Origin of the sequence: Stenotrophomonas indicatrix, assembly GCA_041545745.1 — a bacterium.
In the GTDB taxonomy this organism is placed as follows: Bacteria; Pseudomonadota; Gammaproteobacteria; order Xanthomonadales; family Xanthomonadaceae; genus Stenotrophomonas; species Stenotrophomonas indicatrix_A.
In genome coordinates this window covers 1630287-1656913 of sequence record CP168152.1, presented here as the reverse complement: position 1 = coordinate 1656913, position 26627 = coordinate 1630287, and the positions used below count along the sequence as shown (strand labels likewise).

Annotated in this window: 30 protein-coding genes, 6 tRNA genes and 1 riboswitch; of the genes, 9 read left to right on the top strand and 27 right to left on the bottom strand. The window is 64.9% G+C overall.

Features of this window, described 5'->3' with window-relative positions; translation table 11 throughout:
* Positions 1 to 160: 160 nt before the first annotated feature.
* Positions 161 to 247 (top strand) — tRNA-Leu (locus tag ACEF39_RS07685).
* Positions 248 to 588: 341 nt separating this feature from the next.
* On the opposite strand, the gene ACEF39_RS07680 is transcribed toward ACEF39_RS07685, so the two are convergent.
* The 3 genes from ACEF39_RS07680 to ACEF39_RS07670 all read right to left on the bottom strand — a co-directional run bounded on the left by ACEF39_RS07680 (position 589) and on the right by ACEF39_RS07670 (position 3310).
* On the bottom strand, positions 589 to 1137 hold the full coding sequence (locus ACEF39_RS07680) for a hypothetical protein (RefSeq protein WP_353101866.1): 549 nt from the start codon (positions 1135 to 1137) through the stop codon (positions 589 to 591).
* Between the two features lie 278 nt (positions 1138 to 1415).
* Entirely contained in the window at positions 1416 to 2825 is a 1410-nt protein-coding gene (gene hemN / locus ACEF39_RS07675; protein ID WP_500287520.1) for an oxygen-independent coproporphyrinogen III oxidase, read from the bottom strand.
* A gap of 44 nt (positions 2826 to 2869) precedes the next feature.
* Positions 2870 to 3310, bottom strand: coding sequence for a group III truncated hemoglobin (locus ACEF39_RS07670; protein ID WP_500287519.1), 441 nt, complete (start codon positions 3308 to 3310; stop codon positions 2870 to 2872).
* A 180-nt stretch (positions 3311 to 3490) separates the two neighbouring features.
* Between ACEF39_RS07670 and ACEF39_RS07665 the strand changes: the two genes are divergently transcribed.
* On the top strand, positions 3491 to 3772 hold the full coding sequence (locus tag ACEF39_RS07665; protein WP_165376789.1) for a hypothetical protein: 282 nt from the start codon (positions 3491 to 3493) through the stop codon (positions 3770 to 3772).
* Entirely contained in the window at positions 3769 to 4818 is a 1050-nt protein-coding gene (locus ACEF39_RS07660; protein ID WP_500287518.1) for a 4Fe-4S dicluster domain-containing protein, read from the top strand. Before ACEF39_RS07665 ends, ACEF39_RS07660 begins: the two co-directional genes overlap by 4 nt.
* A 1-nt stretch (position 4819) precedes the next feature.
* Here the strand turns inward: ACEF39_RS07660 and ACEF39_RS07655 are convergent, their stop codons facing one another.
* Both ACEF39_RS07655 and ACEF39_RS07650 read right to left on the bottom strand, forming a co-directional pair.
* Positions 4820 to 5056, bottom strand: a complete 237-nt coding sequence (locus ACEF39_RS07655) for a hypothetical protein (RefSeq protein ID WP_025875165.1) — start codon at positions 5054 to 5056, stop codon at positions 4820 to 4822.
* A gap of 351 nt (positions 5057 to 5407) precedes the next feature.
* Positions 5408 to 5617 carry a helix-turn-helix domain-containing protein gene (locus tag ACEF39_RS07650; RefSeq protein WP_108266613.1) on the bottom strand — a complete coding sequence of 70 codons (210 nt, stop codon included), beginning with the start codon at positions 5615 to 5617 and terminating at the stop codon, positions 5408 to 5410.
* 78 nt (positions 5618 to 5695) lie between these two features.
* Between ACEF39_RS07650 and ACEF39_RS07645 the strand changes: the two genes are divergently transcribed.
* Positions 5696 to 6136 (top strand): helix-turn-helix domain-containing protein, encoded by a 441-nt coding sequence (locus ACEF39_RS07645; RefSeq protein WP_500287517.1) that lies wholly within the window; start codon positions 5696 to 5698, stop codon positions 6134 to 6136.
* Between the two features lie 22 nt (positions 6137 to 6158).
* A riboswitch (Fluoride riboswitch) is annotated at positions 6159 to 6222 on the top strand.
* Between the two features lie 82 nt (positions 6223 to 6304).
* Positions 6305 to 6697, top strand: coding sequence for a fluoride efflux transporter CrcB (gene crcB / locus ACEF39_RS07640; protein ID WP_089240183.1), 393 nt, complete (start codon positions 6305 to 6307; stop codon positions 6695 to 6697).
* A 3-nt stretch (positions 6698 to 6700) separates the two neighbouring features.
* Here the strand turns inward: crcB and ACEF39_RS07635 are convergent, their stop codons facing one another.
* Together ACEF39_RS07635 and ACEF39_RS07630 are read right to left on the bottom strand one after the other, a co-directional pair.
* Complete coding sequence (locus ACEF39_RS07635; protein WP_500287516.1) at positions 6701 to 7534, bottom strand: cupin domain-containing protein; 834 nt, start codon at positions 7532 to 7534, stop codon at positions 6701 to 6703.
* Between the two features lie 94 nt (positions 7535 to 7628).
* Positions 7629 to 8144, bottom strand: a complete 516-nt coding sequence (locus ACEF39_RS07630) for a P-loop nucleotide/nucleoside kinase family protein (protein ID WP_500287515.1) — start codon at positions 8142 to 8144, stop codon at positions 7629 to 7631.
* A gap of 261 nt (positions 8145 to 8405) precedes the next feature.
* Here ACEF39_RS07630 and ACEF39_RS07625 point away from each other — a divergent pair, with 261 nt between their 5' ends.
* Complete coding sequence (locus ACEF39_RS07625; protein ID WP_500287514.1) at positions 8406 to 9488, top strand: alpha/beta hydrolase family protein; 1083 nt, start codon at positions 8406 to 8408, stop codon at positions 9486 to 9488.
* 13 nt (positions 9489 to 9501) lie between these two features.
* Here ACEF39_RS07625 and ACEF39_RS07620 read toward each other — a convergent pair whose 3' ends face one another.
* On the bottom strand, positions 9502 to 9771 hold the full coding sequence (locus tag ACEF39_RS07620; RefSeq protein WP_500287513.1) for a hypothetical protein: 270 nt from the start codon (positions 9769 to 9771) through the stop codon (positions 9502 to 9504).
* A gap of 133 nt (positions 9772 to 9904) precedes the next feature.
* Positions 9905 to 10609: an ArsR/SmtB family transcription factor gene (locus ACEF39_RS07615; protein ID WP_500287512.1), complete on the bottom strand. Its 705-nt coding sequence runs from the start codon at positions 10607 to 10609 to the stop codon at positions 9905 to 9907.
* Positions 10610 to 10714: 105 nt separating this feature from the next.
* Between ACEF39_RS07615 and ACEF39_RS07610 the strand changes: the two genes are divergently transcribed.
* On the top strand, positions 10715 to 11356 hold the full coding sequence (locus ACEF39_RS07610) for a flavin reductase family protein (protein ID WP_500287511.1): 642 nt from the start codon (positions 10715 to 10717) through the stop codon (positions 11354 to 11356).
* 46 nt (positions 11357 to 11402) lie between these two features.
* On the opposite strand, the gene ACEF39_RS07605 is transcribed toward ACEF39_RS07610, so the two are convergent.
* From ACEF39_RS07605 to ACEF39_RS07580, 6 genes are all read right to left on the bottom strand, one after another.
* Positions 11403 to 11972: a DUF998 domain-containing protein gene (locus ACEF39_RS07605; RefSeq protein WP_500287510.1), complete on the bottom strand. Its 570-nt coding sequence runs from the start codon at positions 11970 to 11972 to the stop codon at positions 11403 to 11405.
* Positions 11973 to 12477: 505 nt separating this feature from the next.
* Positions 12478 to 12576, bottom strand: coding sequence for a CII family transcriptional regulator (locus ACEF39_RS07600; RefSeq protein ID WP_500287509.1), 99 nt, complete (start codon positions 12574 to 12576; stop codon positions 12478 to 12480).
* Positions 12577 to 13380: 804 nt separating this feature from the next.
* A complete protein-coding gene (locus ACEF39_RS07595) occupies positions 13381 to 13614 on the bottom strand; it encodes a hypothetical protein (RefSeq protein WP_500287508.1) in 234 nt (77 codons plus the stop codon).
* A gap of 291 nt (positions 13615 to 13905) precedes the next feature.
* Positions 13906 to 13979 (bottom strand) — tRNA-Cys (locus ACEF39_RS07590).
* Between the two features lie 66 nt (positions 13980 to 14045).
* Positions 14046 to 14121, bottom strand: a tRNA-Gly gene (locus ACEF39_RS07585).
* Between the two features lie 154 nt (positions 14122 to 14275).
* Positions 14276 to 14351: transfer RNA gene (locus ACEF39_RS07580), tRNA-Gly, on the bottom strand.
* A gap of 74 nt (positions 14352 to 14425) precedes the next feature.
* On the opposite strand from ACEF39_RS07580, the gene ACEF39_RS07575 reads away from it, so the two are divergent.
* Positions 14426 to 14878, top strand: coding sequence for a hypothetical protein (locus ACEF39_RS07575; RefSeq protein WP_500287507.1), 453 nt, complete (start codon positions 14426 to 14428; stop codon positions 14876 to 14878).
* Between the two features lie 12 nt (positions 14879 to 14890).
* Here the strand turns inward: ACEF39_RS07575 and ACEF39_RS07570 are convergent, their stop codons facing one another.
* The 4 genes from ACEF39_RS07570 to ACEF39_RS07555 are packed head-to-tail and all read right to left on the bottom strand — an operon-like array spanning position 14891 to position 18999.
* Entirely contained in the window at positions 14891 to 15802 is a 912-nt protein-coding gene (locus tag ACEF39_RS07570) for an HlyD family secretion protein (protein WP_500287506.1), read from the bottom strand.
* Positions 15799 to 16527 (bottom strand): ABC transporter ATP-binding protein, encoded by a 729-nt coding sequence (locus ACEF39_RS07565; RefSeq protein WP_500287505.1) that lies wholly within the window; start codon positions 16525 to 16527, stop codon positions 15799 to 15801. The genes ACEF39_RS07570 and ACEF39_RS07565 overlap by 4 nt, the downstream gene beginning before the upstream one ends.
* 10 nt (positions 16528 to 16537) lie before the next feature.
* Positions 16538 to 17677: an ABC transporter permease gene (locus ACEF39_RS07560; RefSeq protein WP_500287504.1), complete on the bottom strand. Its 1140-nt coding sequence runs from the start codon at positions 17675 to 17677 to the stop codon at positions 16538 to 16540.
* On the bottom strand, positions 17674 to 18999 hold the full coding sequence (locus ACEF39_RS07555) for a TolC family protein (protein WP_500287503.1): 1326 nt from the start codon (positions 18997 to 18999) through the stop codon (positions 17674 to 17676). Before ACEF39_RS07555 ends, ACEF39_RS07560 begins: the two co-directional genes overlap by 4 nt.
* Positions 19000 to 19331: 332 nt before the next feature.
* Between ACEF39_RS07555 and ACEF39_RS07550 the strand changes: the two genes are divergently transcribed.
* Entirely contained in the window at positions 19332 to 19679 is a 348-nt protein-coding gene (locus ACEF39_RS07550) for a hypothetical protein (RefSeq protein ID WP_500287502.1), read from the top strand.
* Between the two features lie 68 nt (positions 19680 to 19747).
* On the opposite strand, the gene ACEF39_RS07545 is transcribed toward ACEF39_RS07550, so the two are convergent.
* The 8 genes from ACEF39_RS07545 to kdsB all read right to left on the bottom strand — a co-directional run bounded on the left by ACEF39_RS07545 (position 19748) and on the right by kdsB (position 26593).
* A tRNA-Gly gene (locus ACEF39_RS07545) sits at positions 19748 to 19823 on the bottom strand.
* Positions 19824 to 19928: 105 nt separating this feature from the next.
* The gene (locus tag ACEF39_RS07540) at positions 19929 to 21035 is read right to left on the bottom strand and encodes an NAD(P)/FAD-dependent oxidoreductase (RefSeq protein ID WP_500287501.1); all 1107 of its coding nucleotides are present in this window, start codon (positions 21033 to 21035) and stop codon (positions 19929 to 19931) included.
* Between the two features lie 138 nt (positions 21036 to 21173).
* Positions 21174 to 21249 (bottom strand) — tRNA-Gly (locus ACEF39_RS07535).
* A gap of 188 nt (positions 21250 to 21437) precedes the next feature.
* The gene (gene pgsA, locus ACEF39_RS07530; protein ID WP_089240079.1) at positions 21438 to 22067 is read right to left on the bottom strand and encodes a CDP-diacylglycerol--glycerol-3-phosphate 3-phosphatidyltransferase; all 630 of its coding nucleotides are present in this window, start codon (positions 22065 to 22067) and stop codon (positions 21438 to 21440) included.
* 17 nt (positions 22068 to 22084) lie between these two features.
* On the bottom strand, positions 22085 to 23929 hold the full coding sequence (uvrC, locus tag ACEF39_RS07525; protein ID WP_500287500.1) for an excinuclease ABC subunit UvrC: 1845 nt from the start codon (positions 23927 to 23929) through the stop codon (positions 22085 to 22087).
* Complete coding sequence (locus ACEF39_RS07520) at positions 23926 to 25338, bottom strand: hypothetical protein (protein WP_500287499.1); 1413 nt, start codon at positions 25336 to 25338, stop codon at positions 23926 to 23928. The genes uvrC and ACEF39_RS07520 overlap by 4 nt, the downstream gene beginning before the upstream one ends.
* Positions 25335 to 25823, bottom strand: coding sequence for a low molecular weight protein-tyrosine-phosphatase (locus tag ACEF39_RS07515; protein WP_500287498.1), 489 nt, complete (start codon positions 25821 to 25823; stop codon positions 25335 to 25337). Before ACEF39_RS07515 ends, ACEF39_RS07520 begins: the two co-directional genes overlap by 4 nt.
* Entirely contained in the window at positions 25820 to 26593 is a 774-nt protein-coding gene (gene kdsB / locus ACEF39_RS07510; RefSeq protein WP_500287497.1) for a 3-deoxy-manno-octulosonate cytidylyltransferase, read from the bottom strand. Before kdsB ends, ACEF39_RS07515 begins: the two co-directional genes overlap by 4 nt.
* Positions 26594 to 26627: the final 34 nt, after the last annotated feature.

The window sequence follows — 26627 nt, the reverse complement described above, 5'->3', positions numbered from 1 at the left end:
CAGCACGGCGCTGCATCGGATCCATCGCCTGCCACGTGCACGCATATCGCCATCCCCGGAAATGTTGCCGGACTGTACCCAGCGCCGCGCCCGGTTGCGTAAAAGCCGCGTTAGCCGGCGGCAGTGGCGGCGATTCCGTTACAATCGGCGCGCGCTGCAGGCCCGGATGGCGAAACTGGTAGACGCATCGGACTTAAAATCCGCCGGGGGCAACCCCATGCCGGTTCGATTCCGGCTCCGGGCACCACTGCATGTTTTGGGGAGACTTTGCGCTTACAGCGATTCGCCAAAAATCGGCAAAGAATCAGCCGCTTGGACTCGCACAAGAATCCGCACTCACCCCGATTCGCCCGGACCTGCCCGGACCTGCCCGGCTACTCTCCCCAGAGTTTCCCCATATGATGCGGCGATGGGCAGCATCCAACGATCAGGGAACAAGTGGCGCGTGCAGGATTACGTGGCGGGCGTTCGCGACTCCACTACCAAACACACAAAGCAGGAAGCTGCGAAGTGGGTTCCCGAGCGCGAGGCCGAGTTGCGTCCTGCGTTGGGCGCCGCCGTCATGCGACTACCGGCGGCGCTTTTACCTCAACGCAGCAGAAGCTGCGCCTTGGCCATCTCAACCGTCTGAACGGTCACACTGAGCGCGCATGGTCCGGGGCCCGAGGCCATTGTGAATGTGGCCAGAGCACCTCCAATAGTGGTGCCGACAAGCGAATTGGCCTGCGGGTCGTGCGGAACCTGAAGAACAAGCAGATTGGGATACTGCGACAGAAGAGTTCGCGTCGAGATGCAGCCTCCGCGAAGGTCGAATGAGAGTTCTTCCAGCTTTCCCGCAGGATCGAGTTGTAGCGCAACATTTGTTCCGGTGAGTCGGTCACCTATAGCCAGGCCGGATACTTCCCCGTCAGGCAGACGGTCCTGCTCCAGCGCAGCAGCACGCTTGACGCTTTCCGCACCCGCCACGGCGGCAAATGAGAGTTGTTCCACCTTCTTCCACAGAGCCTTCTGGTCTTCACGAGAAGCTGGCTCTGAGGGCTTCGGAACGGATAGATCCGTGCCCACCGCTCGCACGTGCAAGGGCACCACATGAAGTATCACCAACGCCGACAGGGCGGTGAGAATGCTGGTCTTCATAGTTCAGACCTCCGTGCCATAAAGGCATTGTACGCCCACGTTCTCGTCGTACCATCTCCCATATAAGGTTCGATAGTTTTTGCCTGTCAATGAATTGGTGTTGTTGTCGCAGAAGCTGCTTCCAACCCTTTCGTCAAGCGTCTCACCTCCGGCCAATATGATTGCCTGTAGCTGTGAGGAATTTCTCGACCTCGCGCACGGACGTCGGCCACACCCACACCACGACCAGCGGCGGCATGGCTGCTCGTCGCAATGCCGGCAAGCGCTGGAGGCTGCGCTCAGATCGCCCGCGAGTAGCGCGGCTGCTCGTGGGCAACACGCAGATAGGGATCGAAGCACATTGCCAGCAGGCGCAGCAACGGCCGCCCCGGCTCGCTGGTACGCACCACGCCATCGCGGTACTCGGCCAGGCCGTCCTGCTGCAGGCGCTGCACGGCCTGCAGGTCTTCGGCGAAGTAGGTCTCGAAATCAATGCCGTGGCGCTGGGCCAGTGACATTCCATCCACTTCACCCTGGCACATCAACTGCTGGATCAGCTCGGCGCGCAGCTCGTCATCGGCACTGAGTGCGACGCCGCGCCAGACCGGCAGCTGCCCCTGATCCACGGCGTTTTCCCATGACGGCAGGTCACGCGAATTCTGGCTGTAGGTGGCACCGATGTGGCTGATCGCACTTACGCCGAGACCAAGCAAATCGGTGTCGGCATGGGTGGTATAGCCCATGAAGTTGCGATGCAGCTGGCCGGCGCGCTGGGCACGCGACAGATCCTCTTCCGGCAATGCGAAGTGGTCCATGCCGATGTACTGGTAACCGGCCGCGGACAGGCGCTCCACCGCCAGGCCCAGCAGCGCCAGCTTGTCTTCCGGCGAAGGCATCCGGCTTTCGTCGATCTGCCGCTGCGCGCGGAACAGGTGAGGCAGGTGCGCATAGCCGTACACCGCCAGTCGATCCGGACGCAGCGCCAGCACCAGTTCCAGGGTACGGCCGAAGCCCTCCAGGCTCTGCCCAGGCAGACCGTAGATCAGATCGACGTTGACCGAACGCATGCCGCTGTCGCGGCACGCGCGCAGGATGTCCAGCGTCTGCCGCACGCCCTGCACGCGGTTGATCGATTCCTGCACCTGCGGATCGAAATCCTGCACGCCCAAACTGGCGCGATTGAAGCCGAGCCGGGCCAGCATCGCCACGTCGCTGGTATCGATGAAACGGGGGTCCAGTTCGATGGAAAAATCACGCTGCGACGAATCGCTGAAATCGAAGCGGCGGCGCAGGCCTTCCACCAACGTAGTCATCGCATCGGCATCCAGGAAATTCGGTGTACCACCGCCGAGGTGCAGCTGGATCACTTCACGGCCGTCGGCGAACTGCGGCGCCAAAAGGTCTGCCTCGGCCAGCACGCGTGACACGTAACTGTGGCCACGCCCGCGGTCGCGGGTGATCACCCGGTTGCAGCCGCAGTAGAAGCAGGGGCTGGAGCAGAACGGCACATGGACATACAACGACAACGCGCGCGCCAGCGGGTTGCTGTCGGCGATCGCCTGGCGCAGCGCTGGTGCATCGAAGCCGTCATGGAAGTGCGGCGCGGTCGGATAGGAGGTGTAGCGCGGCCCCGGCCGGTCGTGCCGGCGCAGCAGATCGGGATCGAAGGTCCAAGCCAGGCCACCGGCAGCGGGAGAGAACGTGTCCATGGCGCCAGCATCGCGCCAAGCCAGGCGGTGCGCCTTGACCCAGATCAATCCTTGGTGGGCACGCCCAGCACCGGCAGCATGACCTGCGGCCAGCGCAGCATCTGGTAACGGCGCCAGAAGGTTTCGGCGATGCGGGCGGCCACATCGTCGGCCAGCGCCTGCATCGGCGGGTTGTTGCATTCGGCCGTGGTGATGTGGAACAGCACCAGCCAGCGGTCGAACAGATCCTTTTCCAGGTCGATCGCCATGTGCTTGGACATCGGCGAACCCTTGAACCGGCGCGTCCCGCGCAGCATCGCCGACCAGAAGTCGACGAGCTGGGCCAGGTGTTCCGGCCAGTCGCGCACATGTCCTTCGAACACCGGCCCCAGACGCTCCTCGTCACGCACGCGCGCGTAGAAATCGTGAACCAGCCGGGTCACTTCCTCCTCACTGCACAACTCTGGCGAAGCAATGGGAAGCACAGTCGTGGGCGTTGCGTTCATCAGGGCACCAAATGCGGACCGGCAGTGTGCCGCATGCCGCCACCACCGCTGTTGATCCAGATCAATGTCAGCGCACTGCGGCGCACCTAGGCTGGCACGCTTGCAGGAAGCATGCCTTGCGGATGCTGCGCCAACCACGGCGAAGTATACGCGCCGCCCTCTTCTTCAACCCGAACCCGCATGAACACACCGTCTTCCAGCCGCCAGCGGCTGATCCAGCATTGGGGCGCAGTCCTGTGGCCCAGCTTCATCGCCGCCGGCCTGGCCTGCGTGGTGTTCTTTGCTTTCGTCGATCCACTGCGGCTGCAGGCGATCAGCTTCCCGGGTACGGCCATCAGCCGTGAGCTGGGCTACACCGCAGGCTTCTTCATGTTCTGGGCCGTCACCGCACTGTCAAGCGCGGTGACCGGGTATCTGCTGCGGCCGATGCCGAGCGAAGAGGATGAGGAGCCATTGGGATGAGCGCCGCCACTAGTCCGCCACCGCGTCCATGGCGTTGGCGCCGCACCCTGGGCCTTGCGCTGCTGGTCCTGTTCCATGCGCTGCCGTGGCTGCAGTGGAATGGCCGGCAGGCCCTGCTGTTGGACCTCAACGCGCGCCGCTTCGACCTGTTCGCGTGGACCCTGTGGCCGGATGACATCGGCGTGCTGCTGGGCCTGCTGGCGGTGATGGCGGTGGGTCTGGCCCTGCTCACCCATCTGGCCGGTCGTGTGTGGTGCGGGCATGCCTGCCCACAGACACTGTGGACACGGGCCTTCGATGGGACCGCGCAGGCACTGGCCCGCCTCCTGCCCGCGCAGGCAGCGCGGCCGGTCACCCACGTGGTCTGGTTGCTGCTGTCGCTGTGGACCGGGATCACCTTCGTAGGACTGTTCAGCCCGATCCGCGAACTCGTCGCCGGCGCGCTCGATGGCCGCTGGAGCGGCTGGGAGACCTTCTGGGTGCTGTTCTATGCCGGCGCCACCTGGGGCAATGCCGGGTTCCTGCGCGAGCAGGTGTGCCGATCGCTCTGCCCCTTCGCGCGCATGCAGCCGTTGCTGACCGACCCGCACACCCCGCGCATGTTGTATGACCCGCGCCGTGGCGAGCCGCGCGGCGCCCGCCCACCGGCATTGGGCGGCGTACTCGGCCGCGGTCGTGGCCTGCTCGACCCGACCACCGCGCAGGACTACGTTTTCCGTGCCGCACATCCACTGCTGGCCGGACCGATGCCGACCTTCAGCGCGGATCGGCTGGGCGACTGCATCGATTGCATGGCCTGCGTACGCGCATGCCCGATGCAACTGGACATCCGCCATGGTCCACAGGCCGATTGCCTGGCCTGCGGTGCCTGTCTGGAAGCCTGCACCCGGCAGCAGCATCAGGCGGGCTTCGGGCCCGGCCTGATCAGCTATTGCAGCCCGCAGGTGATGGCCGGCCAGCCGCGCAGGTGGTGGCGCCCCCGCACCACCGCCCTGGCATCGATGCTGCTGGCCTTGCTGGCCTGTGGCGCCTGGCGCCTGCTCTGAGTCAGCCCGGATCGCCCGGGCGCGGCGGTACCAGCTGGGCACGACGGACGATGCCCAGTTGTTCGATGATCAGCGCCATTTCGTTGGTGACATCGGTCCGCCCGGTTCCTTGCGGAACCAGACGATCAAGCACCTGCTGGTAGGTATCCCAGAACGCCGGACCGCATCCGTGTTTGTGATAACTGGCTTCCAGTTCGCGGCGTACCCGTTCAGCCAAGCCATGCATGCCGTATTCCATACGACCTCCGTTGGACTTGTTCTGCATCGTTGACGGTCGACCGATTCACTTGCGAGCTACTGAAAGACTCCCGGCCTTCACAACCGGTTGATGCCAATTAGTCACAGATTTCACGACACGTCAATTACAAGGCGCGACTTTCGCGATTGAAATTATTAATCATTCATGAAAGGCCATGGCGAAGGGGATCAAGAATCTCCGTGCCGATGTCGACACTGCTCGCCAACGAACCCGGGTGCCCATCACAGATCAGGCCATCGCTGCGAGCGGGGCGATCGATTCTGCCTATGTTGCTAAGCATACTTAGCAAATTGATCTTAGCGGTCTGTCTGCGACAGCCTTGGACGCATCTCATGCAGTTTCATCGTTCGGGTCCTGATCCAGAGGGAACAGCGCGGGGTACCGCTGCTGCAGGATGTAGCGCCTCAGCGGCGGAATGGGAAAGCCTCTGGGCCATTGCGAGACAGCGGATCTGCTGATTCCAAACAATCTGGCGAGCTCTGCGTCGGTGGAAAAGCCCAGCCGCGTGCGGACCTGCCGCTTGCTCCAGAATTCGTCCATTTTCGATCCCTTTCATCATCAAACTTATTCTTGCGCCAAGGCCTCTTTCGATTCCACGCGTTAAGCTGGCTTGCATAGATGAATACTCTTGGACAACGACTCGCGGTCGCCATGAAGGACGCCGGGCATGCACGCCCGGCCGATCTGGCGCGTGCCGCCGAAACGACGACGGCAACGGTCAGCAACTGGCTCAACGACCACGTCAAGGCCAACCACGTGAAAGCCGAACAGCTGTTCCGCATAGCCGATGCGGTGAAGCTGGACCCGCGGGAGCTGCTGTTCGGCCCGTTGGGGCGGGGGGTCGGCGAACGCGGCACGGCCTACATGCACATGCCCAGTGAAGCCCACCTGGATATCTGGCAAGCGGCCTATGAGCTGGTCGCCCACATCCTTGCCGAGCGTGGTCTGGAGGTGGGCTACCGTCGCGAGGCCACGCTGGGGCTGATGGCCCATGACCTGCTGATGGAAGGCGTCAGCCGCGGCAAGGTTGCACGCGTGGTGATGACTGCCCTGCCCTGACCCATCGCGGGCTGGTAGCATGGCCGTCGATGGGGATGGGGCTCCCCCGATAACCGCCTGAGATGGCTGATGGCTCCTGCTGAGACGAACCCGGCGTTCGTTCGATGGCAGGCCGTGCCCGCCATTGCGTACGCCATCGAACCTGCGAACACGCACTCGAGGCAAGCAATGCAGACGTTGAACAACTATGTGCTGGTATTCCTGGGCGGCGGTGTCGGCGCCTGCCTGCGCCATGGCTGCAATCTGATCGGCGCCCGCGTCGCCGTCGGCAGTTCGTGGCCCTGGTCGACCTTTCTGGTCAACATCAGCGGCGCTTTGTTGATGGGTGTGGTGGTGGAGGCATTTGCCCTGCGCAACGGCGCCTCGCCGCAACTGCGCCTGCTGCTGGCCACCGGCATTCTTGGCGGCTACACCACGTTCTCCACCTTCTCGCTGGAAACTGGCCTGCTGCTGCAGCGGGGCCAGCATGGTCTTGCCGCACTCTACGCGGGCGGTTCGGTAGCCCTTGGCCTGGCCGGGCTGTTCGCCGGCATGAAGCTGACCCGGCTCGCGCTGGGGTGATGCTCAACCGGCAGCGACGCGCGCCTGCCCCCGCCATTGCCGTGGCGATTGCCCGGTGTGCGCCTTGAACGCTCGCGACAACGCCGCCTCGCTGCCATAGCCAACCTCGTCGGCGATCCGTTTCAACGGTCGGCCCTGACGCAGCGCCTGCTGTGCCAGACCTACCCGCCACCCCTGCAGATAGTGACCGGGCGTGGTTCCCATGGCCTCACGGAAACTGGCGGCGAACACGCTGCGTGACATGCCTGCGACATCGGCCAGATCTTCCAGTGTCCAGGCCTGGGCAGGTGCCTCGTGCATCGCCACCAGCGCCAACCGCAGGCGTGGGTGGCCGAGCCCGGCGAAAAGGCCGCCGCGCATCTCGCCCCCCTCCATCAACTGCCGCAGCACCTGGATCATCACCACCTCGAACAGGCGGTTGACCATCACCGTGCGACCGCAGCGCTGCTCGAATGCCTCCTCGAACAGCAGCTCCAGGGCGGCATGGCCGCCATACAGTTCGGCCAACGGCAGGCAGATGAAATCGGGCAGCGCGGCACTGATCGGGTTGAGCTTGCCGCCCTCGAAATGGAGGTTGGCGCAGGCCATGTCCGCGCCATGCTGTGGATCGGTGTGGAAGCGGTGTGGCAGCGGGCGCGGATACAGCAGCAGGCTGGGAACGTCGACCTGCACCGTCTGCGCCCCATGGCTGACCTGCAACGGACCGCGCCGCACCAGATGCAGCTGGCCGGCCTCGCCCTCTCCTTCGAGGCTGTTGATGCCACACAGCGCGCCGGCATGGAACACCGAGGCGGTGACCGCGAAGCGTTCGAGCAGGATGGCGAGACGATCGGCCATGACGGGACTCCAGATCAAGCGGAAGAAGGCAGATACGTCAGATCGTATCGGATTCAAGACCTACCGGCACGGCGGCTCAAGCCGGAACAAGGGCTCATCCTCCGGGTAGGTGGATCACGTCGAATCCCTCTTCCTCGGCAGGAGCAACGAAATGGCGGGTAATCCGCTCGAACTCGGCCTCCGTAGCCTGGAATGGATGCGCGCCAGCAGCATTGCGCGCGCGCAGCCTCGCCTTGCAGACCTCATCAGGGACGTCCAGGAAGTGCAGCCGATGCGCCGCGCCGGCGCGAACGAATATCTGCCGCGCCCATGCGCGGCTGGCGGGGGTATTGGAGGGAAAGTCGAGCACTACCGACACCCCCGCCTGCAGCAGGCAGCAGACGTGGTCGGTAAGTATGCCGCGCAACGCCGCCGCGTTCCGCAGGTAGTCGGCCACGGACCTGATCTGGCCGGGATAGAGTGCCGCCAGCCAGGTGTCTTCGCAGATCAGTGCAGTCCGCGGCTGCATCGACAACTTCCGGGACAGCGTGGATTTGCCTGCTCCGATCTTGCCGCATACCAGGTGCAGGGTGGCCGGGCAATCGTGTGTACTGGTGGGAAGTAGCTGCATGTGCCATCTACGAGGGCGAAGGAACGTCGATCGCCCGGGAGCGGTGGCAGCCCGCCCTCCCGGGCGGGTTGCATGGCTGGAACAGCCGCGCGCTAACCCGCCTTCCCGTGGGGAATTCGGATAATCGCCGGAATGCGCTGGGTCACCATTCCCCCACACTAGCGTCAGATCAGGCGCCTGGGCAAGCCACTGATGCGGTGCAGCGCGCCCCTTGCACTATCCAGCCCTATCCTCGCCACACGCCCTGCAAGGAAGGTCACGATGCGTCCACGTTTTCGACTCGCCCTGGCCGTGGCCCTGCTGCTGCCACACACCCCGCTGTCCGCCGCACCTGCAGCCACGCCGCGCACCTCCAGCGGCGAACTGCAAGGCGCACGCTGGCGCCTGGATGTGCCCGCCGGCTGGAACGGTGAACTGGTGATGCTGGCGCATGGCTATGAACCGGTCGGCGTTCCGCAGCCTTCACCGATGCCGGCCAACGACAGCACCGCTGGCCTGCTTGCAGCGGGCTACGCCGTTGCGCAGAGCGCCTATGCCAGCCAGGGTTGGGCGGTGGCAAACGCAATCGACGACATGGAGCGCCTGCGCGTGCATGCCCTGTCCGAATTGAAGGACGTGCGTCGCACCTGGATACTCGGTTTCTCGATGGGCGGTGCGGTGGCCATCGCCACTCTCGAACGCCTGCCGCAGCACTACAACGGAGGTGTTTCGCTGTGTGGCGCCAACCTGCCCGGCGAGCAGTTGGCCAACGACCTGCTGACTACACTGGTGGCGTTCGATTATTTCTTCCCCGAGGCCGAGGGGCTGCCCCGCCAGGGCCTGGTATCGGCAGACGCTGCGGCGCTATCGCAGATGGCGCTCTATCAAGGCATCGCCGCCGCGCTTCAGAGCCGGCCGGCCGTCGCTGCGCAACTGGCCACACGGCTGCAGGTAAGCGCCGAGGCATTGCCGGGCACGATCAGCCTGCACGCGATGATCCTGCACGAACTGGCTACGCGCGCCGGCGGCATGCCGGTCGGCAATCTGAGGACTGTCTACCGCGGATTCGGCGACGACAAGGCGTTCAATGCGGGCGTGCAGCGGCTGGCACCTGCTGCGCCGGCACAGCGATATGTGCGCGAAAAGCTGGCGTTGACCGGCGCGGTCAGGCGGCCGCTTGTGATCCAGTTCAACCACAATGACCCGAGCATCGTGCCGCGCATGCAGACGGTGTATCCGCAACTGGCCAGGCGCGCCGGCGCAACGCCACTGCCGCGGGTACTGCCTGCGGTTGGCGAAGGCCACTGCGGCTTTACCGATTCACAGGTGGTCGAGGCGTTGAAGACAGCAGCGGCTCCCCTCTGAGTACCCCACCGGATCAGTGGCCGAGCGTACCCATGGTGAAGGTATAGCCGCAGCGCATGAGGAAGTCGCGCATGCGCAACTCAGCGCGCCGGGGAGACGGAAGGTCTGGCGGGCCATACAGCGCATAGACCACGCCTGCGCCCTCGATGCGTTCGCGGCGCACCTCACAATGACGGCTCTCCGAGGCGAGGACCCAGCCGTCCTTCAGTTGATCGGGGCCGATGGACTGCCCGTTCTTCAGCCGGAATGTAAGCCAGCGCACATCTGCGGTGGATCTGCTCATTGCCCGCCAGCTGCATCATGCATGCAGCCCCTCATGTCCTTGCCTGCCATTGCTGCTCCCGAAGACCAGAACTCGACCATACCCCGTCGCCATGTCGTGGCCGGCTGAGACTGACAGGGACACGTGGCGGTCCTCAGGCGCCCACGTCGAACAGCCTGTGGAAAGCTGCCTGCCCGGCTGGCGTGACCTGCAGTTCGCGCCGCCCCTCGAGGCGACGCAGCCAGCGGTTCTGCAGGAAGCTCTCCAGCATGGCTTCGCCGACCATGCCGGCCATGTGCGGGCGACGCTCGGTGCAGTCCAGGCAGCCACGGCAGTAGCGCTCGGGCTTCACCTGCGGTGATCGTTCGATCAGCTCTGCCAGCGGCTCGCCCACGGCGCGCAGGACAGCGGCGCCATCAGCCGTCATCTGCCAATGGCCTGCAGCCGCGGTGATCGCTCCGATGCCCAGCAGGTGATCGGAGATGGCGACAGCGTATTCACCCGCCAAGTGTCGATAGCAGCTGCGTGCCCGGCGGAAGCCGGCATCGACCCGGACGGTTCGCGGAGAGAGCGGTGGCAGTTGATCGCTGAAACGCAGGATGCCTTCCAGCATGTCGGCGACCTCGGTCGAGGCGAGCCGGTGATAACGGTGACGCCCCTGTACCGCCACGACCAGGATGCCGCCATCGAGCAACCGCCGTAGATGACTGCTTGCCGTCTGCGGCGAGATGCCAGCCACGCCGGCCAGCTCGGAGGCCGTGTGCGCGCGGCCATCCATCAACGTCAACAGCATGGCCGCGCGTGCGTGGTCGCCGACCAATGTGCCGACATTGATGAAAGAGCGGGAGGTCTGGGCCATGGCCGCATTGTGGCACGCCCCCTGCCACGCATCATTCGACCCGGATCGAAGCTTCCGCGCCTTTGCACAGGGCACAGTGATCGCCCGCAACCAACGAGTTCAAGCATGCCATCGGAAGACCTCCAACGCCGCTGCATCCGTCCCTCCGTGCTCTACCCGGGAACGCCGGTGGTGCTGATGACCACGCTGAATGAAGACGGCAGTGCGAACATCAGCCCGCTTTCGTCATTCTGGGCGTTGGGCGACCGCGTGGTGCTCGGCATCGGCGAACAGGGCCAAGGCTGCAGCAACCTCCTGGCACGCGGCGAATGTGTACTGAACTTCGCAGCTGCCACGCAGGCGACGCAGGTTGAAGCCATCGCCCGCGCCACCGCGCGCACCCCTGTGCCGGATTCAAAGCGTCATATGGGTTACGTGCATGTGCGTGACAAGTTCGAACTGGGCGGCTTCAGCCGCGTCGAATCTGTGCTGGTGGCACCGCCGGCGATCGCCGAATGCCCGCTGCAGGTGGAGGTCGCGCTGCTTGCTTCGCATCGACCCAGCGGAAAGCAGGATCAGGGATTCATGATCGTCGAGGGACGGATCTGCCGGGTGCATGCACACGAGGCGATCACCGTTGCAGGTACCCAACACATCGACGTGCAGCGCTGGGCACCGCTGATCTATCTGTTCCGCCACTATGTGGGCACGACGACGCCGATGGCGCGCAACTTCCGCGCCGACGATCCGGCGCCAGCGGCGGCTTGAATATCTGGCCGCACACTGCCAGCGCTTGCTGCAGGAAGCGCTTGGCTCAACCGCGGAATCGACGCAGCTCCAGCGCCGCGAGGGTGTACCAGCCGAACGCCGGCAGCAGCGCAAGGCGCTGGGTTAGGCCGCGATAGGGCTCCGGATCGAAGCCGGACATCATCAGCCACAGATAGGCCATGCCCAGCAGCGAACTGGCGCGCGCAAACCATGCCATCCGCGTGGACGCCTGCGGGCCCAGCTCTGCCAGGAACAGCAGCGGGGTGAGGATCGAGAAGATGCCGATGGCATGGAGGCCATGCATCGGGCTGCCGATGGTGAAGAGGCCGTTGCTGAGCATGGCCACCCCGAACAACGTGGAGGTGAGCGCAGTGAGCGCGAAACGTCGACTCTGCGCCAGCAACGCGAGGCTGAAGAGGAGGATGGCCGAGCCACTGACCGCCGGGCCGACCTGCACCGCCTTGGCTGGCAGCCCCGGCAGCAGGCCCATCTCGCTGAGGTGCTGCGAGACCGGGTGGTAGCCGGGCACGGTGAATGCAAAAGCAATCAGCGCCAGCATTGCGCCGAGGGGAACATACACGGCCTGCTGGATCGCCAGGTTCCGCACTGCGGTCACCACTGCTGAAGAGGAGTGCGGCGACGTTAGCAGCCGGCTCCGCCGGGTCGCATGTGCATTTTGGTACAGCGCGTCGGTGCCGGATTGTGCGCAAAGAAAAAGCCCCGACCGTAGTCAGGGCTTTTCAATTGGAGGCCTCAAGCGGAATCGAACCGCTGTAAACGGATTTGCAATCCTAAACTACATCTTTCAAATCAATCACATCAATGACACTGACACCCAACTCGTCACCTGGACTCCCCAGCGAAGATTACGGTCAGCGCGAGGAACTTAAATGCGAATCGATTTCACAAAATCCAAGCGATTTCGCGCAAGCGAGCCCTGCATCGCATATGGTGTAGCCGGTGCTCTCCATATCAACTGTCTCGGCAGTTGAGTCCAGGAGGTCACTAGCCAGTAGCGTAGATAGCTTGGCTGATACGCCAAATCGACCAGAGGAAAAGTATGGACACTGTAAAAAAGTCTTCGAAGCCGCTTGGGAAATCCGCGATCGTTCTAGCCATTTTTATGGCGGCAACGCCTGGACTTGCAAGCGCCAATCATATTTCCAATGAGAAATCTGCGATTCATGAGCGCCAACTTGAATCTTCAGATGGAAAGACATGGATCGTTCGAACCATCCCATCGTCCGATTTCAACGGGGGAAAAGTGATGGTCGAGCAACGTCTGTTTAGAGATGGAAAAGGAGGACTTGTCTATCGATTTGACGACCAAAGTCAAGCAACCAAGATCTATCATCAAGCCCTGTGTGAAGCGAAAGATTCTGTTCCCTCAAGGGGGGCAACTACAATTTCCGGAGAGGCAGTGTGGAGTTGGTCCTGCACAAACAGCAACGCTGATGCCCCTTCTTCGAGCAATTCCCCAATCTCTGCAAGGAGCTCGGACTATCTGTATGCTGTTGCCCCTGACGGGTACTATCCTGTAGGAAGCAATTTCACATCCGCTGGCGCTGTTGCTTTTAAGAGTGTGGTCGCAGGAGACATGAAGGCAACGCTTTCCATCGATGATGGAAGATGTACAACGTCGGTGACTGAGCCATACAGCTCCCCCTTCGAAGGCACACACACAGCGCAAGTAGCGTGTCTGATAAGTGATGCCCGAACTGTGAACTCGTCGATGGAAGGATGCATACCACAGCGGTGTGCTACTGGTAGAGGCTCCCTCAGCGCTGTGCAGTCTCCCTGAATCCACATTCAGAAGCGTAGTTGTTGGTACGCACAGGTGTAGCAGCTGAGCAACCCAACGCAGAGTAGAAACTTACCGATCCATTCCCGCTACCCTTGGCCCTGACGACAATCCCGCCGCTCTCGCTAGGGCGACGGGGCCACGGCCAATGCCAGGTGCTGAGATCACCTGTGTTGCGGCGCTGCCTGGATGCTTGCAGGCATCTGGGCAGCGCCCTGTCTTGCTAGATAGTGCCTTCCATCACCGGAAGGTTGGGAGCCGCTTCGACCATCCGACCACCTCGAACCCAGACGTTGTATGGAATGGCTTGCTGCAGCTGGCCGAAAGCCCGCATCTGTACCCCGTCATACGTCGTCAGCGTGCTGGTGCCATCACTGTTGTGCGCGGTGACGGTCGCCAGCAATCGAGGGTTGCTGCTGACCAGTTCGCCGAATTGATCCCACAGGTCAGTCCGCATCGGTGTAGTGCCTCTCAAGGGTGGCGGTTTGCTCGATCACGACGGCCTGCTGCTCAACCGGCTGGGGCAACACCCAGCCCGCTTGATCGTGTACTGCCAGGAGTCGCCCCGGCATCGTTTAGTTGCCATCCCTGCGACTCACGTAAACGCACTCGGTGCATGTCAACGCGAGTTTGCCACCCGCAAACGGGTGGCAGAACGATGGCTCTTCGGTCGTATCAGCGGATTCCGCACAATGACGCAGAACACCATGCAAAGAAAAAGCCCTGACCGTAATCAGGGCTTTTCAATTGGAGGCCTCAAGCGGAATCGAACCGCTGTAAACGGATTTGCAATCCGGTGCATAGCCACTCTGCCATGAGGCCAACGTACTGCGATCAGGAACGACGCCCCTGACATGACAAAACCCCGCGATGGGGCCTGTCGGAACATGGAGCGGGAAACGAGACTCGAACTCGCGACCTCAACCTTGGCAAGGTTGCGCTCTACCAACTGAGCTATTCCCGCATAAGCCATCATGGTACCGGAAGCCCGGGACGCACACCAGCCATTTCACAACAGTTTTCACTTTTCTGACTGCGCGCAAAGCCTTGTGGCTCAACGTGCCCCGCCTTGCCGTGGCGGGAGAAAAACAAGGCCCCAACCGGGGCCCTGTGCAATCTGGAGCGGGAAACGAGACTCGAACTCGCGACCTCAACCTTGGCAAGGTTGCGCTCTACCAACTGAGCTATTCCCGCAGATTCTCCGACCTGCGTCGAAGGAGCGCTATTGTGTCGAAATTCCTTCACGCCGTCAACAGCCCGCCTACCCGATGAAGCCGCCTACGAGAACCCGCTACGCCCGCCTGTTCTGGATCCCTGTCGCCCTCATCTGGCTGGCGCTGATCGCCGCATTGGTCAATGCGGGCTTCACACCGGACTACTGGATGTTGCGGCACTTCGAAGGCGGAACCCTGCCCTACCCGACCAGCAGCGTCGTCGTGTTCGCGCTGTTGAGTACGGTCGAGCTGGTGATCGCTGCGCTGATCGTGCGCCCCTGGAAGTTCGGTCGCTTGTGGCTGCGACTGTTGATCGCCTGCGTGTTGCTGCTGGCGTGGACCTTCCCGTGGCTGGCATCGATGATGCACCAGCCACCGGTACAGGGAATGCACCTGCTGTGGCTGCTGCTTCTGGATGTGGGGTTGCTGCTGGCGCTGTGCGTGGTGTCACTGGCCAGTGCGTGGCGGGCATTGGTCAGAAGGAAACAGAGCCACGCGCTCCCGTAGAGAGCAATGCCGTTACTTCCTGAACTCCACCCGCACGTGCTGGCCGACGCGTGCCTTCGCGGCACTCTCGAACTCCAGCACGCACTCCACCACCTTGGCCACGCCGCGCCCTGCATCCTCCGGCAACCGCGCCGGCGCGAACACCGGGCTGATGCGGACCACGCGTGCCACCGGCAGCGGCTTGCCCTCAGTGCCATCGCTATCGATCACCACCGTCGCGCGCATGCCAACCTGCACCGCATCGGCATAGGCCGCGCTCAGTTCGGCGCGCACCTGCAGCGGCCGCGCCGGCAGCAATGACATCGCCGGCTTGCCGGCCTGCACGAACGCACCCACGCCGGGCACCTGGCCAACCACGGTGCCGGCATCCGGCGCGGTCAAAGACATCTGCCGCAGCTTGAGCCTGGCGTGCTCCAGCTTGTGCTGGGCCATCTCGACCTGCGCGCCCGCCACATCGACATCGGCGCGGACGCCGGCCAGCTGCTGCCTGGCGGCGTCGGCCTGCTGGTTGGAAGAGACGCCTTCGCTGGCGCCGGTGGCAAGACGCGTGGCATTGCGCTCCAACTCGCGCAGCTGTGCCTGGCTGCCCCTCAGCCGGTGGGTAGCCAGCGCGAGATCGGCGTTGGCCATGCCCACTTCCTGTTCAAGCAGTCCGCCATCCAGGGAAAGCAGGACATCGCCCTTGCGGACCACCGCCCCTTCCTTCACCGGCGCGGTGCTGACCGAACCATCCATTGCTGGCACCAGTGCAATCAGCCCGCCTTCCACATCGATGATGCCGCGGGCGACGCCAACCTTGTCCGCGCTGGCGGACGTGGACGCGGCCGGCGGTGCGGGTACGGGTGCACCCTTGCTGCAGGCACCCAGCAGCAATACCGCGCCCAAGGAGATGCTGAGGGAAAACAACGGCGGCAATCTGGTCATCGGCTGGGCCCTACGGTTTCGTTCTGGCGACGGTCATCGCGGACCGTGCCGTCTTCCATGGCGATCACCCGATCCGCATGGCGGATCAGGCGTGGATCGTGGCTTACGCACAGCACCGTGGCCTGATGTGTGCGCGCATAACGGTGCAGTATGTCGATCACACGCTGGCCGTTCTCGGCGTCCAACGCACTGGTGGGCTCATCTGCAAAGATCAGTGTCGGTGACTTGGCGAAGGCACGTGCAACCGCTACGCGCTGCTTCTCGCCGCCGGACAACTGTGCGGGACGCATGTGGCTGCGGTGCGAGAGACCGACCTCGTCCAGCGCCTGCCGCGCCAGCGGCTCGCTGTCACGGTTGCGCATGCCGCGATAGCCCAACGGCAGCTGCACCTGCTCCAGTGCGGTCAGCGCCGGGAACAGATTGAAGCCCTGGAACACGAAACCAACATGATGCAGGCGGAAGCGTTCCACCTCGCTGCGGGTCATGTGGCTGACGTCCTGTCCAAGCGCATGCACGCGCCCGCCGTCGGGCGTGGATAGCCCGGACATCAGCGACAGCAACGTGCTTTTGCCGCAGCCGGAGGGGCCCGACACCAGGGTCAATTCGCCGGGATAGATGTCCAGCGACAGGCCACGCAGCACGGGAACGTGCACATCGCCGGAGACGAAGCCCTTCTCCAGTGCGTCGGCACGCAGCGTCGGGGACGTGGTGGAGGTGTTCGTCATCAGTCGCCCTTCAACGCAACAGCAACGATGGGTCGGAGCGGACGACGCTGCGCACCGCCATGATGCTCGACAGCATGGCCATCACCGCGACCAGCGCCACGCAGCCGAGAACCACCGTCGGCGTGAGCTGTACCGGCACGCGCTGGGTCTGCGCCGCCAACAGCACCACCGTGCTGAAGGCTGCGGCCAGCAGCATGCCGACACCACCGATCAGCACGGCCTGTTCGAACACCACCCGCGCCAGCGCGTAGCGGCCTGCTCCGAGCGCATTGAGGGTGGCGTATTCGCGTACCGAACCGGCCACCACCGCCGCGAAAGACTGGTTGGTGATCACCGCGCCGACGAAGCAGACGATGACCGCTATGAACAGCACCGCGATGCCGGCACCGGTATCGAACAGCCAGTACTGCTGCGAGCGGCTGGCGAACTCCGGTGCTGTCCAGAATTCGACAGGCGTGGCGCGGCCCGTTGAATCGTTGAGGCGATCGCGCACGCGACCTGCCAATTCCGGCGATCGCGTGCCCGCCACGAAATAGGTGCTGCCCTCATGCGGATCGGTTCCGGCGATGGCACGCGCGGTGTCCAGTGATGCCAACACGTTGACGCCACCAAGGCCACGCAGGCCAGGTTGCGCGGCGACCACACGCACCGCCTTGCCGTTGATCCAGGCCCGGTTGCTGCGCAGATCTACGCCCAGGGTGTCCAGGTCAGCGCTGTCGACGATCACCGCGCCGGGCTCACGCAACTGCGCACGCAGCTCAGGCGACAGGATGCGCGAGAACATCATCGCGTCGTCCGCCGTGGAGATGCCGGACAGATACACCGACACGTTGCCGATACCCTGCGCGCTGGAGCGCCACTCGCCATCGACCCATTCGTAGGGCTCGACGCGGGTGACATCCGGGTCCATGCGCAGCCGGCTCTCGACATCCGCGCTGATCGCATGGCCGTAGTTCACGCTCTGCGTGCCGGCAAAGCCAGCCCAGACATCGGCGCTGGACGCCTTCACGTAGATCGCAGCGGTGCCGAAGATGCCCAGCACCAGTGCCGCCTGCACGATCAGCAGGACACCGGCGAAACACATGGCCAGCACCACCGGCAGGAATCGGCGCCACTCGTAAACCAGCGTCTTGCGGGCAAGCGCGATCATTGCGCGTCGCCTTCAGGCTCGACCGGCAAGGGTGCGCCGCCCACTGCCCGGTAGAGCGATGCGAAGGCGAGCACGCGCGTACCCTGCGCACCAATCAGATCGGCCTGCGCGGACAACGCCGCACGCTGGCTTTCCAGCCCGTCGAACTCACTGGAGAGGCCAAGCTGCACCTGCCGGGCCTGTCGGGCGACCTGCTGCCGGGCAGCGTCGTCGGCCACCTGCAGCGACTGGATGCTGCTGTCCTGACGGGCCAGGCTGCCCAATGCGCCTTCCACTTCAGCCACGCCTTGCAGCACGGCCTTGCGATAGCCCAGCAACGCCGCATCCAGTTGCTTGTCGTCGGACTGGTAGCGCGCGCGACGCTGGCCCCAGTCCCACAGCGGAATGTCGATATAGGGACCGATCGATGGGCTGGAATCGGAGTTGGAGCGTGCGTTCTGGGTGAGGTTGTAGGCGTACAGGATGGAGCCGCCCAGGCTCAGTTTCGGGTACATCGACGCGCGTGCACTGCCCTTTTCGGCGGCAGCCTGCAGCACATCGGCCTCGGCCAGCAGGATCTGCGGGCGATGGCGCAGCAGATCGGCCGGCACCTGCTGCAAGGTGAAGGCGCTCAATTGCGGCGGCGTGCGGTAGGCATTCCAGGCCGGATCCGGCCCATCGCGCCCCAGCAGCAGCGCCAGCGCACGCGCGGCGTTGCCTGCGTTTTCATCCGCCTGTGCAATGGCAGCGCGTGTGGTCGCCTGCCGCGCACGCAGACGATCCAGCTCGCCAGGCTCGTCCAGATGCAGGCGCTGCCGCACCAGCCCCAGTTGCTCGCCGCGTGCGTCAACCGCCTGTTGCTTACCCAACAGATCCGCCTGCGCCTGCGCGACGGAAAGATCCAGATAGCTGCGCACCACATCAGCGACGACCGCCACCTGCGCTGCATCGCGCAGTGCCTCTGCATTTGCGTTGGCCGCCTGCGCGCTCAGCCGCGCACTTTCCGCTGCACCAAACAGGCCGAGATCCCAGATCGCTTCGACGCCGGCGTGGAAGTAGGTGTCGACCGCGGCGGCGTCCTGCACCTGCTTTGCACTGGCCGTTATCTCCGGACGGAAGCGCGCATCGGCGGTGCCCGACACCAGGCGTACCGCCTGCAGCCGCAGCGTGGCCTGCTGCAGGTCCAGATTGCCGGCGATCGCCTCTTCCACCAGTGCGTTCAAGCGCGCATCGGCCAGCACCTTCCACCACTGCCGCGCATCGACCGCGACGCCCTGCGCAGGGGCGGCTTGATTCCAGACCACTGGAGTGCGATCGGGCAGATCGGGAACCGGCACCGACATGCAGCCTGCCAGCATCATGCTGGCCAGGAGCGCCCCGGCAGCCAGTACGATGCGCGGGAGGGGGACATACCTTTGAGCGGACATTGCAGGGGAAGTGAAACGTTTGGCCACCCGCCCGCCTTCGTGGAGAGAGAAGCCGAGGAGGCTACGCCGCGATTGTGGAGTGGACATGGAGAATCGGTCGGAGGTGCGTTACAGCGCGTGTGCGGTGCATGCATTGCGAACCCTCGGCCTTTCCACAGCCTTTCATCGGCGCCGCCAAGCTGAACGCTGGACTGTCCGCGGGCGCTGGGGCACATTGGCCGCAACGCTTATACCGGCAGGCAATACGCTTGAAATCCAGCTCTCGCCGCACACTCGGCATCTTCATGGCCGTGCTTATCGTGGGCACGATGGCGATCTGCCTGGCGACGCCACTGGCATCGAACGCGACCATGCTGCTGATGGACAGAAGCAACTTCATTCCCGCGCAGTCGTCGATCCTTTCCTTCGAGCCGTACGTGATCAATGACGGCTCGTCGAACTACTGGCTGTATGGCCAGGACCAGACCTACTACTACCACTTCACCTACCAGGCCGACGCCCCGTATCTGTACATCCCGCGGAAGAACGCCTGCGCCGGCTTTGATCGTGCGGACGTGCGTACCTGGTGCAGCGCGAGCCGGGGCATTCCGCGCTAGCAAGGCTGCATCTGGATGGCGGCGCGCAAACGAAAAACGCCCCCTTGCGGGAGCGTTCTTCTTGAATCTGGAGCGGGAAACGAGACTCGAACTCGCGACCTCAACCTTGGCAAGGTTGCGCTCTACCAACTGAGCTATTCCCGCAGATTCCGTTCGACCTGCGTCGAAGGAGCGCTATTGTGTCGGGATTGCTGCACGGCGTCAACAGGATTCTGCAGCCCTTTCACCGGCCAGCGTTCAGCTTCCGGATCACGCCCGAACGCCCCGTCGGTGGAAGTAGATCTGTTCGGCCAGCCGGCGCACCGGGCCGGTACGCAGCAGCGCATCGACCGGCCAGTCCCGCTGCAGGTGGTCCATGGCCCAGCGCAGCACGCGCTTGCGGTGAAAGGTGGGGGCCGCCTGCCTTGCCACCTGCTCGGCGGCTGGCCCCTTGCCGCGCCGGTGCAGCCCGATCGCATCACCGACCGCCCAGCCGTGCCGCCATGACGAGTGGATGCCGCCGGCCGACAGCGGCGAGACGACACCTGCCGCATCACCGGTCAGGATCACGCCCGGCGCGGTGATCGGGCCATCCGGCAACCCGCAGGGCACCAGCCCCGCGCGGGTGCCGGCAACCTGGGCCGAGTGCGGAAGTCCCACAACGTCGCGCACGTGTTCAAGGAATCCCTCGATATCCGGCGCGCGTGCATGTGCGGGATCATGCCGCAGCGCCAATCCCACCTGCACGCCGGTGGGGTTCTGCGCGGCCCAGCCGATGTAGCCGGGTGCGAACCGGCGGCTGACAAAGCAGTGCAAGGCATCGCCTTCCGGCAGCTGCACGCCGGCAAACTCGCGCTCGACGCCATACAGGTTGTCGCGCACCTGGCCCAGGCCGGTGCGCAGCGCGACGCGTGAACGCGCGCCGTCAGCGCCGACCAGATAGGCCGTGCGCCCCACCCCTTCAACCTGCCACGCGTCGCCGTCGCGGCAGGCGTCGGTGAACGACTGCTGCAACCGCAGGTCCACGCCACTGGCGCGCAGTTCGCTGGCCAACCAGCGCATCAGGTTCGGTGTATCGGTGGTGAGGAAGTAGTAGCCCGGTGCGGCCAGCAACACATTGCGCAGGTTCGGTGCGTACAGGCGCACGCGCGCCACGCGCTGCACCAGCTGTTCGGGCATGCGACCAAGCCAGGTGTGCTGCATGGCCTCCTTCACCACGATGCCGGTGGTATGCAGGCGCTCGCCGGGGTCGGCCTTGCGTTCGAGCACGCAGACACGCAGGCCGTACTGGGCGGCGGCGAGTGCACAGGCAGCACCTGCAAAACTGGCGCCGACGATGATCACGTCGTAGTCGTTGGCCGTGGGAGTGTGAGGCATCGCGGCATCACCACTTGAGAAGGGAGATGCAGCTTCGAGCCTCCGCGTGGTGAGGCGATGGAGTGGCGGTGAAGTGGATATGAAGCGCGCTGGAGACAAACGAAAAACGCCCCCTTGCGGGAGCGTTATTCTTGAATCTGGAGCGGGAAACGAGACTCGAACTCGCGACCTCAACCTTGGCAAGGTTGCGCTCTACCAACTGAGCTATTCCCGCTTGGGAGGCGAAATTTTACCTGTTCCAAGGATTGCGTCAAGCGCTTTTTTCCGGGATTTGTGGAGCTGGCCGACATTGCGTATCCACGCGTGGATGGACGCTTCAGTAGATCCACGCCATGCGTGGATGCGGGCGGCGATGGTGTCAGAGCCCTTTCCTGCGGAAAGGGATCCGACACCGGCAGTTTCTCAACCGTTGCCCAGCTTCTTCTGCCGCGAACGCTCGCGCGCGGCGCGCTCGTCGTCACGCAAGCTGGGCCAGGCGGCGTGCAGGTACTGCAGGCCCGACCACAGGGTCAGCACCGCGGCAATGGCCAGGGTCCAGTCACCGATATGGAATACCGGCGGGCCCATCCAGATGTCGTTGACCGGCACGTTGGGCGCCACCGAATACAGCAGGCACAGCAGCGCGACCATCTGCGCGGTGGTCTTGACCTTGCCGATCATCGCCACCCGCACCTTGGCACGCTGGCCGAGTTCGGCCATCCACTCGCGCAGCGCCGACACCGCGATCTCGCGGCCGACGATCACCGCCGCCCAGAACGCCATCCACGGGGTCGGATGACCCTGCACGATCAGGAACAGCGCCACCGCCACCATCAACTTGTCCGCGACCGGGTCGAGGAAGGCGCCGAACGCCGACTCCAGGCCGTAACGACGCGCGATCCAGCCATCGAGCCAGTCGGTGATCGCGGCCAGGCCAAAGATCGCTGCCGATGCGAAGTTGGTCCAGGTGTAGGGCAGGTAGAACACCAGCACCAGCACCGGGATCATCACGATCCGCAACAGGGTCAGCCAGGTGGGCAGGGTCAACGTCATGCGGCTTTATTCTCTCTCTACTCGGCCGGATCCGGCGCGGCCAACCCGTGCAGGTTAGCGTAGATGCGCGCTGCGAGGGCGTCATTGATGCCTTCCACCTTGGCGATTTCTGCTTCTCCAGCCGCTTTCAGGCCGACCAGGCCGCCGAAATGCTTCAGCAGGCTGGCGCGCCGGCGCGGCCCGATGCCGGGGATGTCTTCCAGTTTGCTGCTCATCCGGGCCTTCTGCCGACGCCCGCGATGGCCGGTGATGGCGAAGCGGTGCGCTTCATCGCGCACCTGCTGGATGAACTGCAGGGCGGGATCGGCCGCACCCGGGCGCAGTTCGCGGCCATCGGGCATCACCAGGGCTTCGTGGCCGGCACGGCGTTCCACGCCTTTGGCCACACCCACCAGCAGCACGCCTTCCACGCCCAGATCGGCCAGCGCCGCCAGCGCCTGTGCCAGCTGGCCGGCGCCACCGTCGATCAGCAGCACGTCCGGCAGCACGCCCTGCTCTTCCACGGCGCGGCGGAAGCGGCGGTCGATGGCCTGGCGCATCGCGGCGTAATCATCGCCCGGCTCGATGCCGCTGATGTTGAAACGGCGGTACTGCGAACGCACCGGGCCAGCGGCGTCAAACACCACGCAGGAGGCCACGGTGGCTTCGCCCATGGTGTGGCTGATGTCGAAGCACTCCACCCGCTTTACCGGTTCGGCCAGCCCCAGCATCACCCGCAGCGCTTCGCTGCGCGCGTGCTGCGCGGTGCGGCTGTTGATCTCGGTGGCCAGGGTCAACTGCGCGTTGCGGCTGGCCAGTTCCAGGTAGCCTGCGCGCTCGCCGCGCACGTTCCATTTCAGCTGCACCTTGCGCTCGGCCGAGGCCGACAGCGCCGAACCGATCAGATCGGCATCGGGAATTTCGCGGTCGAGCAGGATCTCGCGCGGCGGCTCGAATTCGATGTAGTACTGCGAGACAAAGGCCGCCAGCACTTCATCCGGGCTTTCCTCGCCGTTGGTGCGGGGAAAGAACGGGCGGGTGCCCAGGTTGCGGCCATCACGGAAGGCCAGCAGCATCACGCAGGCCTGCGAGCCCTGCATGGCCACCGCCAGCACATCCAGGTCGGCCGCGCGGCCGTCCACGTACTGGCGGGTCTGCATGCTGCGCAATGAAGTAATCAGATCGCGCAGTCGCGCGGCCTGCTCGAATTCCAGCGCTTCGCTGGCGGCCTGCATCTGCTCGCCCAGCTCCCGGGTCAGCTCATCGCTCTTGCCTTCCAGGAACATCGCCGCGCGGCGCACCGACTCGGCGTAGTCCGCTGCTGGCACCAGCTCCACGCACGGCGCGCTGCAGCGCCCGATCTGATACTGCAGGCAGGGCCGCGAGCGGTTGCGGAACACGCTGTCTTCGCAGCTGCGCAGCTTGAACAGCTTGTGCATCAGGTTCAGCGTCTCGCGCACCGCAGTGACGCCGGGATATGGCCCGAAATAGCGCCCGGGAATGGCGCGCGGGCCACGATGCAGGGCGATGCGCGGCCAGTCCTCGCGGGTCAGCAGCACATGCGGATAGGTCTTGTCGTCGCGCAGGGACACGTTGTAGCGCGGCGACAGCGACTTGATCAGCTGGTTTTCCAGCAGCAGCGCTTCGGCTTCCGAGCGCGTCACGGTCACGTCCATGCGCACGATCTGCGAGAGCATCGACATGATGCGCGCGTTCTTCGGACTGCCGTTGAAGTAACTGCCCACGCGGTTGCGCAGCGCACGGGCCTTGCCGACGTACAACAGCGTGTCGTCGGCCGCATACATGCGGTACACGCCCGGGGCGGTACTCAGCTGGGCCGCGAAGGCCTTGCCATCGAAGGTCGGGACGGGAACAACGGTCATTCGCTGATCGGCACTTCGCTGAGCACGCCGCTGTCAGGGTCCAGGCGCAGCACGGTGTGGGAATCCGTTTCGGCGATCCACACCGCGCCGGCACCGACGGCCAGGCCGGCCGGGCCATGCAGGCGTCGCGGCAAGGGCTGGGTGGTCAGTTCGCCGCCCCCCAGACGCAACGTGCGCAGGCGGCCATTGCCGGTATCGGCGATCCACAGCAACGGCGCATCCGGGCTCAGCGCGATCGCCTGCGGGAACTGCAGGCTGGCCTGCGCGCGCGGGCCATCGTCCTCACCGAAGCGCCAGGTGCCCTGCCCGACCAGGGTCTGCACCAGGTCACCGCGCAACTGCAATGAACGGATCGAAGAGCCCAGCGCATCGGCCACGTACAGCACCTGCTGGACCACGGCCACGGCCGTGGGCTGCGCGAACGCGGCCAGGTGCCCACTGCCGTCGCGCTCGTCGATGGCGCCGCTGCCAGCGCGCCACTGCAGGCTGCGCTGGCCGAGGTGATAGCTCCAGATGCGGTTGTCGCCGGCCATGGCGACGTGCAGCTGGTTTTCGGCGATGGCCAGGCCAACCGGATGATCCAGCGATACCTGCCGAGGCTGCGCCACCGGCCCTTCCACGGGAGCGCCCGGACGGCCGTTGCCGCACAGGGTATCGACCAGGCCGGTCAGCAGGTTGATGCGGCGCACGGCGTGGTTGCCGGTGTCGGCCACGTACAGCGACTCACGCTCCAGCGCCAGCGCCTGCGGCCTGTGGAAAGCGGCTTCGGCGAGGTTGCCGTCCATGAAGTCGGCGGTGCCGAGGCCGAACTGACGCAGCACGCGGCCGCCATGACTGCATTCAAGGATGCGGTGATGGCCACTGTCGGCGATGTACAGCCGTTCCTGGTTCACGGCCAGCCCCATGGGGAATCGCAACGCCTGGCGCGGCTCGGGATGCAGTTCGCTGCCGCCGCGCGAAGGGGCCGACGGCGCACCCTCGCAAAGGGCATTCAGGGCCCGCTCCAACTCGCCGGGCACGCCCTGGCCGATCAAGCGCTGCTGTTCGCGGCCCTGCGCGTCCAGCAGCACCATGGTCGGCCAGGCGGTGACACCGAAGCGGCGCCAGCCATCCCAATCGGCATCGAGCAGCACCGGCATGGTCAGGCCCTGCCGGCGCAGCAGTTTCAACGCAGCCGTGGCGTCACGCTCGAAATCGAAACGCGGTACTTGTAGCACCAGGGGTTGCAGCTTGCCGGGGTGGCGTGACAGCCACTGGCTGAACTCGGCCAGCCGTTGCGCGCTCCACACGGAAGCCGCGTTGACGAACAACAGCGCGACCGGCCGGCCACGCAGTTCGGTCAGGGTGCAGGGCGCGGCATTGAGCCAGGCGGCGAACTCGGGCAGGTCCGGGACGGGCTGGATGTTCATGCCCCGATTATGCCGGAGTCAGCGTGATGCAACAGGCGTGCCACGGTGCGTTCGGCAGCAGCGTCGACCAGCGACCAGACCTGTTCGAAATGATCACTGCCACCGGTATAGGGATCGGGAATCGCGCGTTCGCCCTGCCCGCCCGACCACGGTAGGTACAGCGCCAGGCGCTCGCGCTGGGTGGCGGTGGCAAGGCGTGCGGCATCACGCAGGTTGGCCTCGTCGGCGCACAGTATCCAGTGGAAGGTGTCGAAGTCCTGCGGCCGCAGCTGCCGCGCGCGCAGGCTGCCCAGGTCCACGCCATGCCCGGCTGCGCACGCAATGGCTCGCCGGTCGGGTGGCTGGCCCACATGCCAGTCGCCGGTACCGGCCGAGTCGACCTGCACCCGCCCAGCCAGCGCCGAGGCATCCAGGCGGGCGCGCAGCGCGCCTTCGGCCATCGGCGAGCGGCAGATGTTGCCGAGGCAGACGACCAGCAGCTTCATCGCGCGGCCATCGCCTGCAGCAGCGTTTCGGCGCGCTGCAGGTCTTCAGGGGTGTCGATGCCCGGCGGGAAGGGTTCGGGCGAGATCGCCACGGCGATCGGGTAGCCCGCTTCCAGCACGCGCAGCTGCTCCAGCGATTCCACCTGTTCCAACGTGCCCGGCGGCATCGAGGCGAACTGCTGCAGGAAGCCGGCACGGTAGCCATAGATGCCGATGTGACGCAGCCACTGGTGGCCCTCGGGCAGGATCTCGCGGCTGCGGGCGAAGCCGTCGCGATGCCAGGCGATTGGCGCACGGCTGAAGTACATGGCCTCGTTGCGCACGTTGCGCACCAGCTTGACCACGTTCGGGTCGAACAGCGTGTGTGCATCCTCGACCGGCGTGGCCAGGGTCGACATCGGCGCGCTGCCTTCCACCAGTGCCGCGGCGACGGCGCGGATGCCGGCGGCCGGTGCGAACGGTTCATCGCCCTGCAGGTTGACCACCACGGTGTTCTCAGCCCAGCCAGCGATACGCGCGCATTCGGCCAGGCGATCGGTGCCGGAGGCATGCGACGCCGCGGTCATCGCCACCCTCACTTCCTCCAGGCCGGACAACGCCTCGGCAATGCGCTGGTCGTCAGTCGCGACCCAGACCTCACCTGCGCCGGCCTGCAGCGCGCGGCGGGCCACATGCAGCACCATGGGCTCTCCGCCCAGCAGACGCAGCGGCTTGCCCGGCAGCCGCGAAGCGGCATAGCGGGCCGGGATGGCAACAACGAAGTCGGTCATGCGGGCGGTACTCGGCAGGCGCGATATAGCAGGA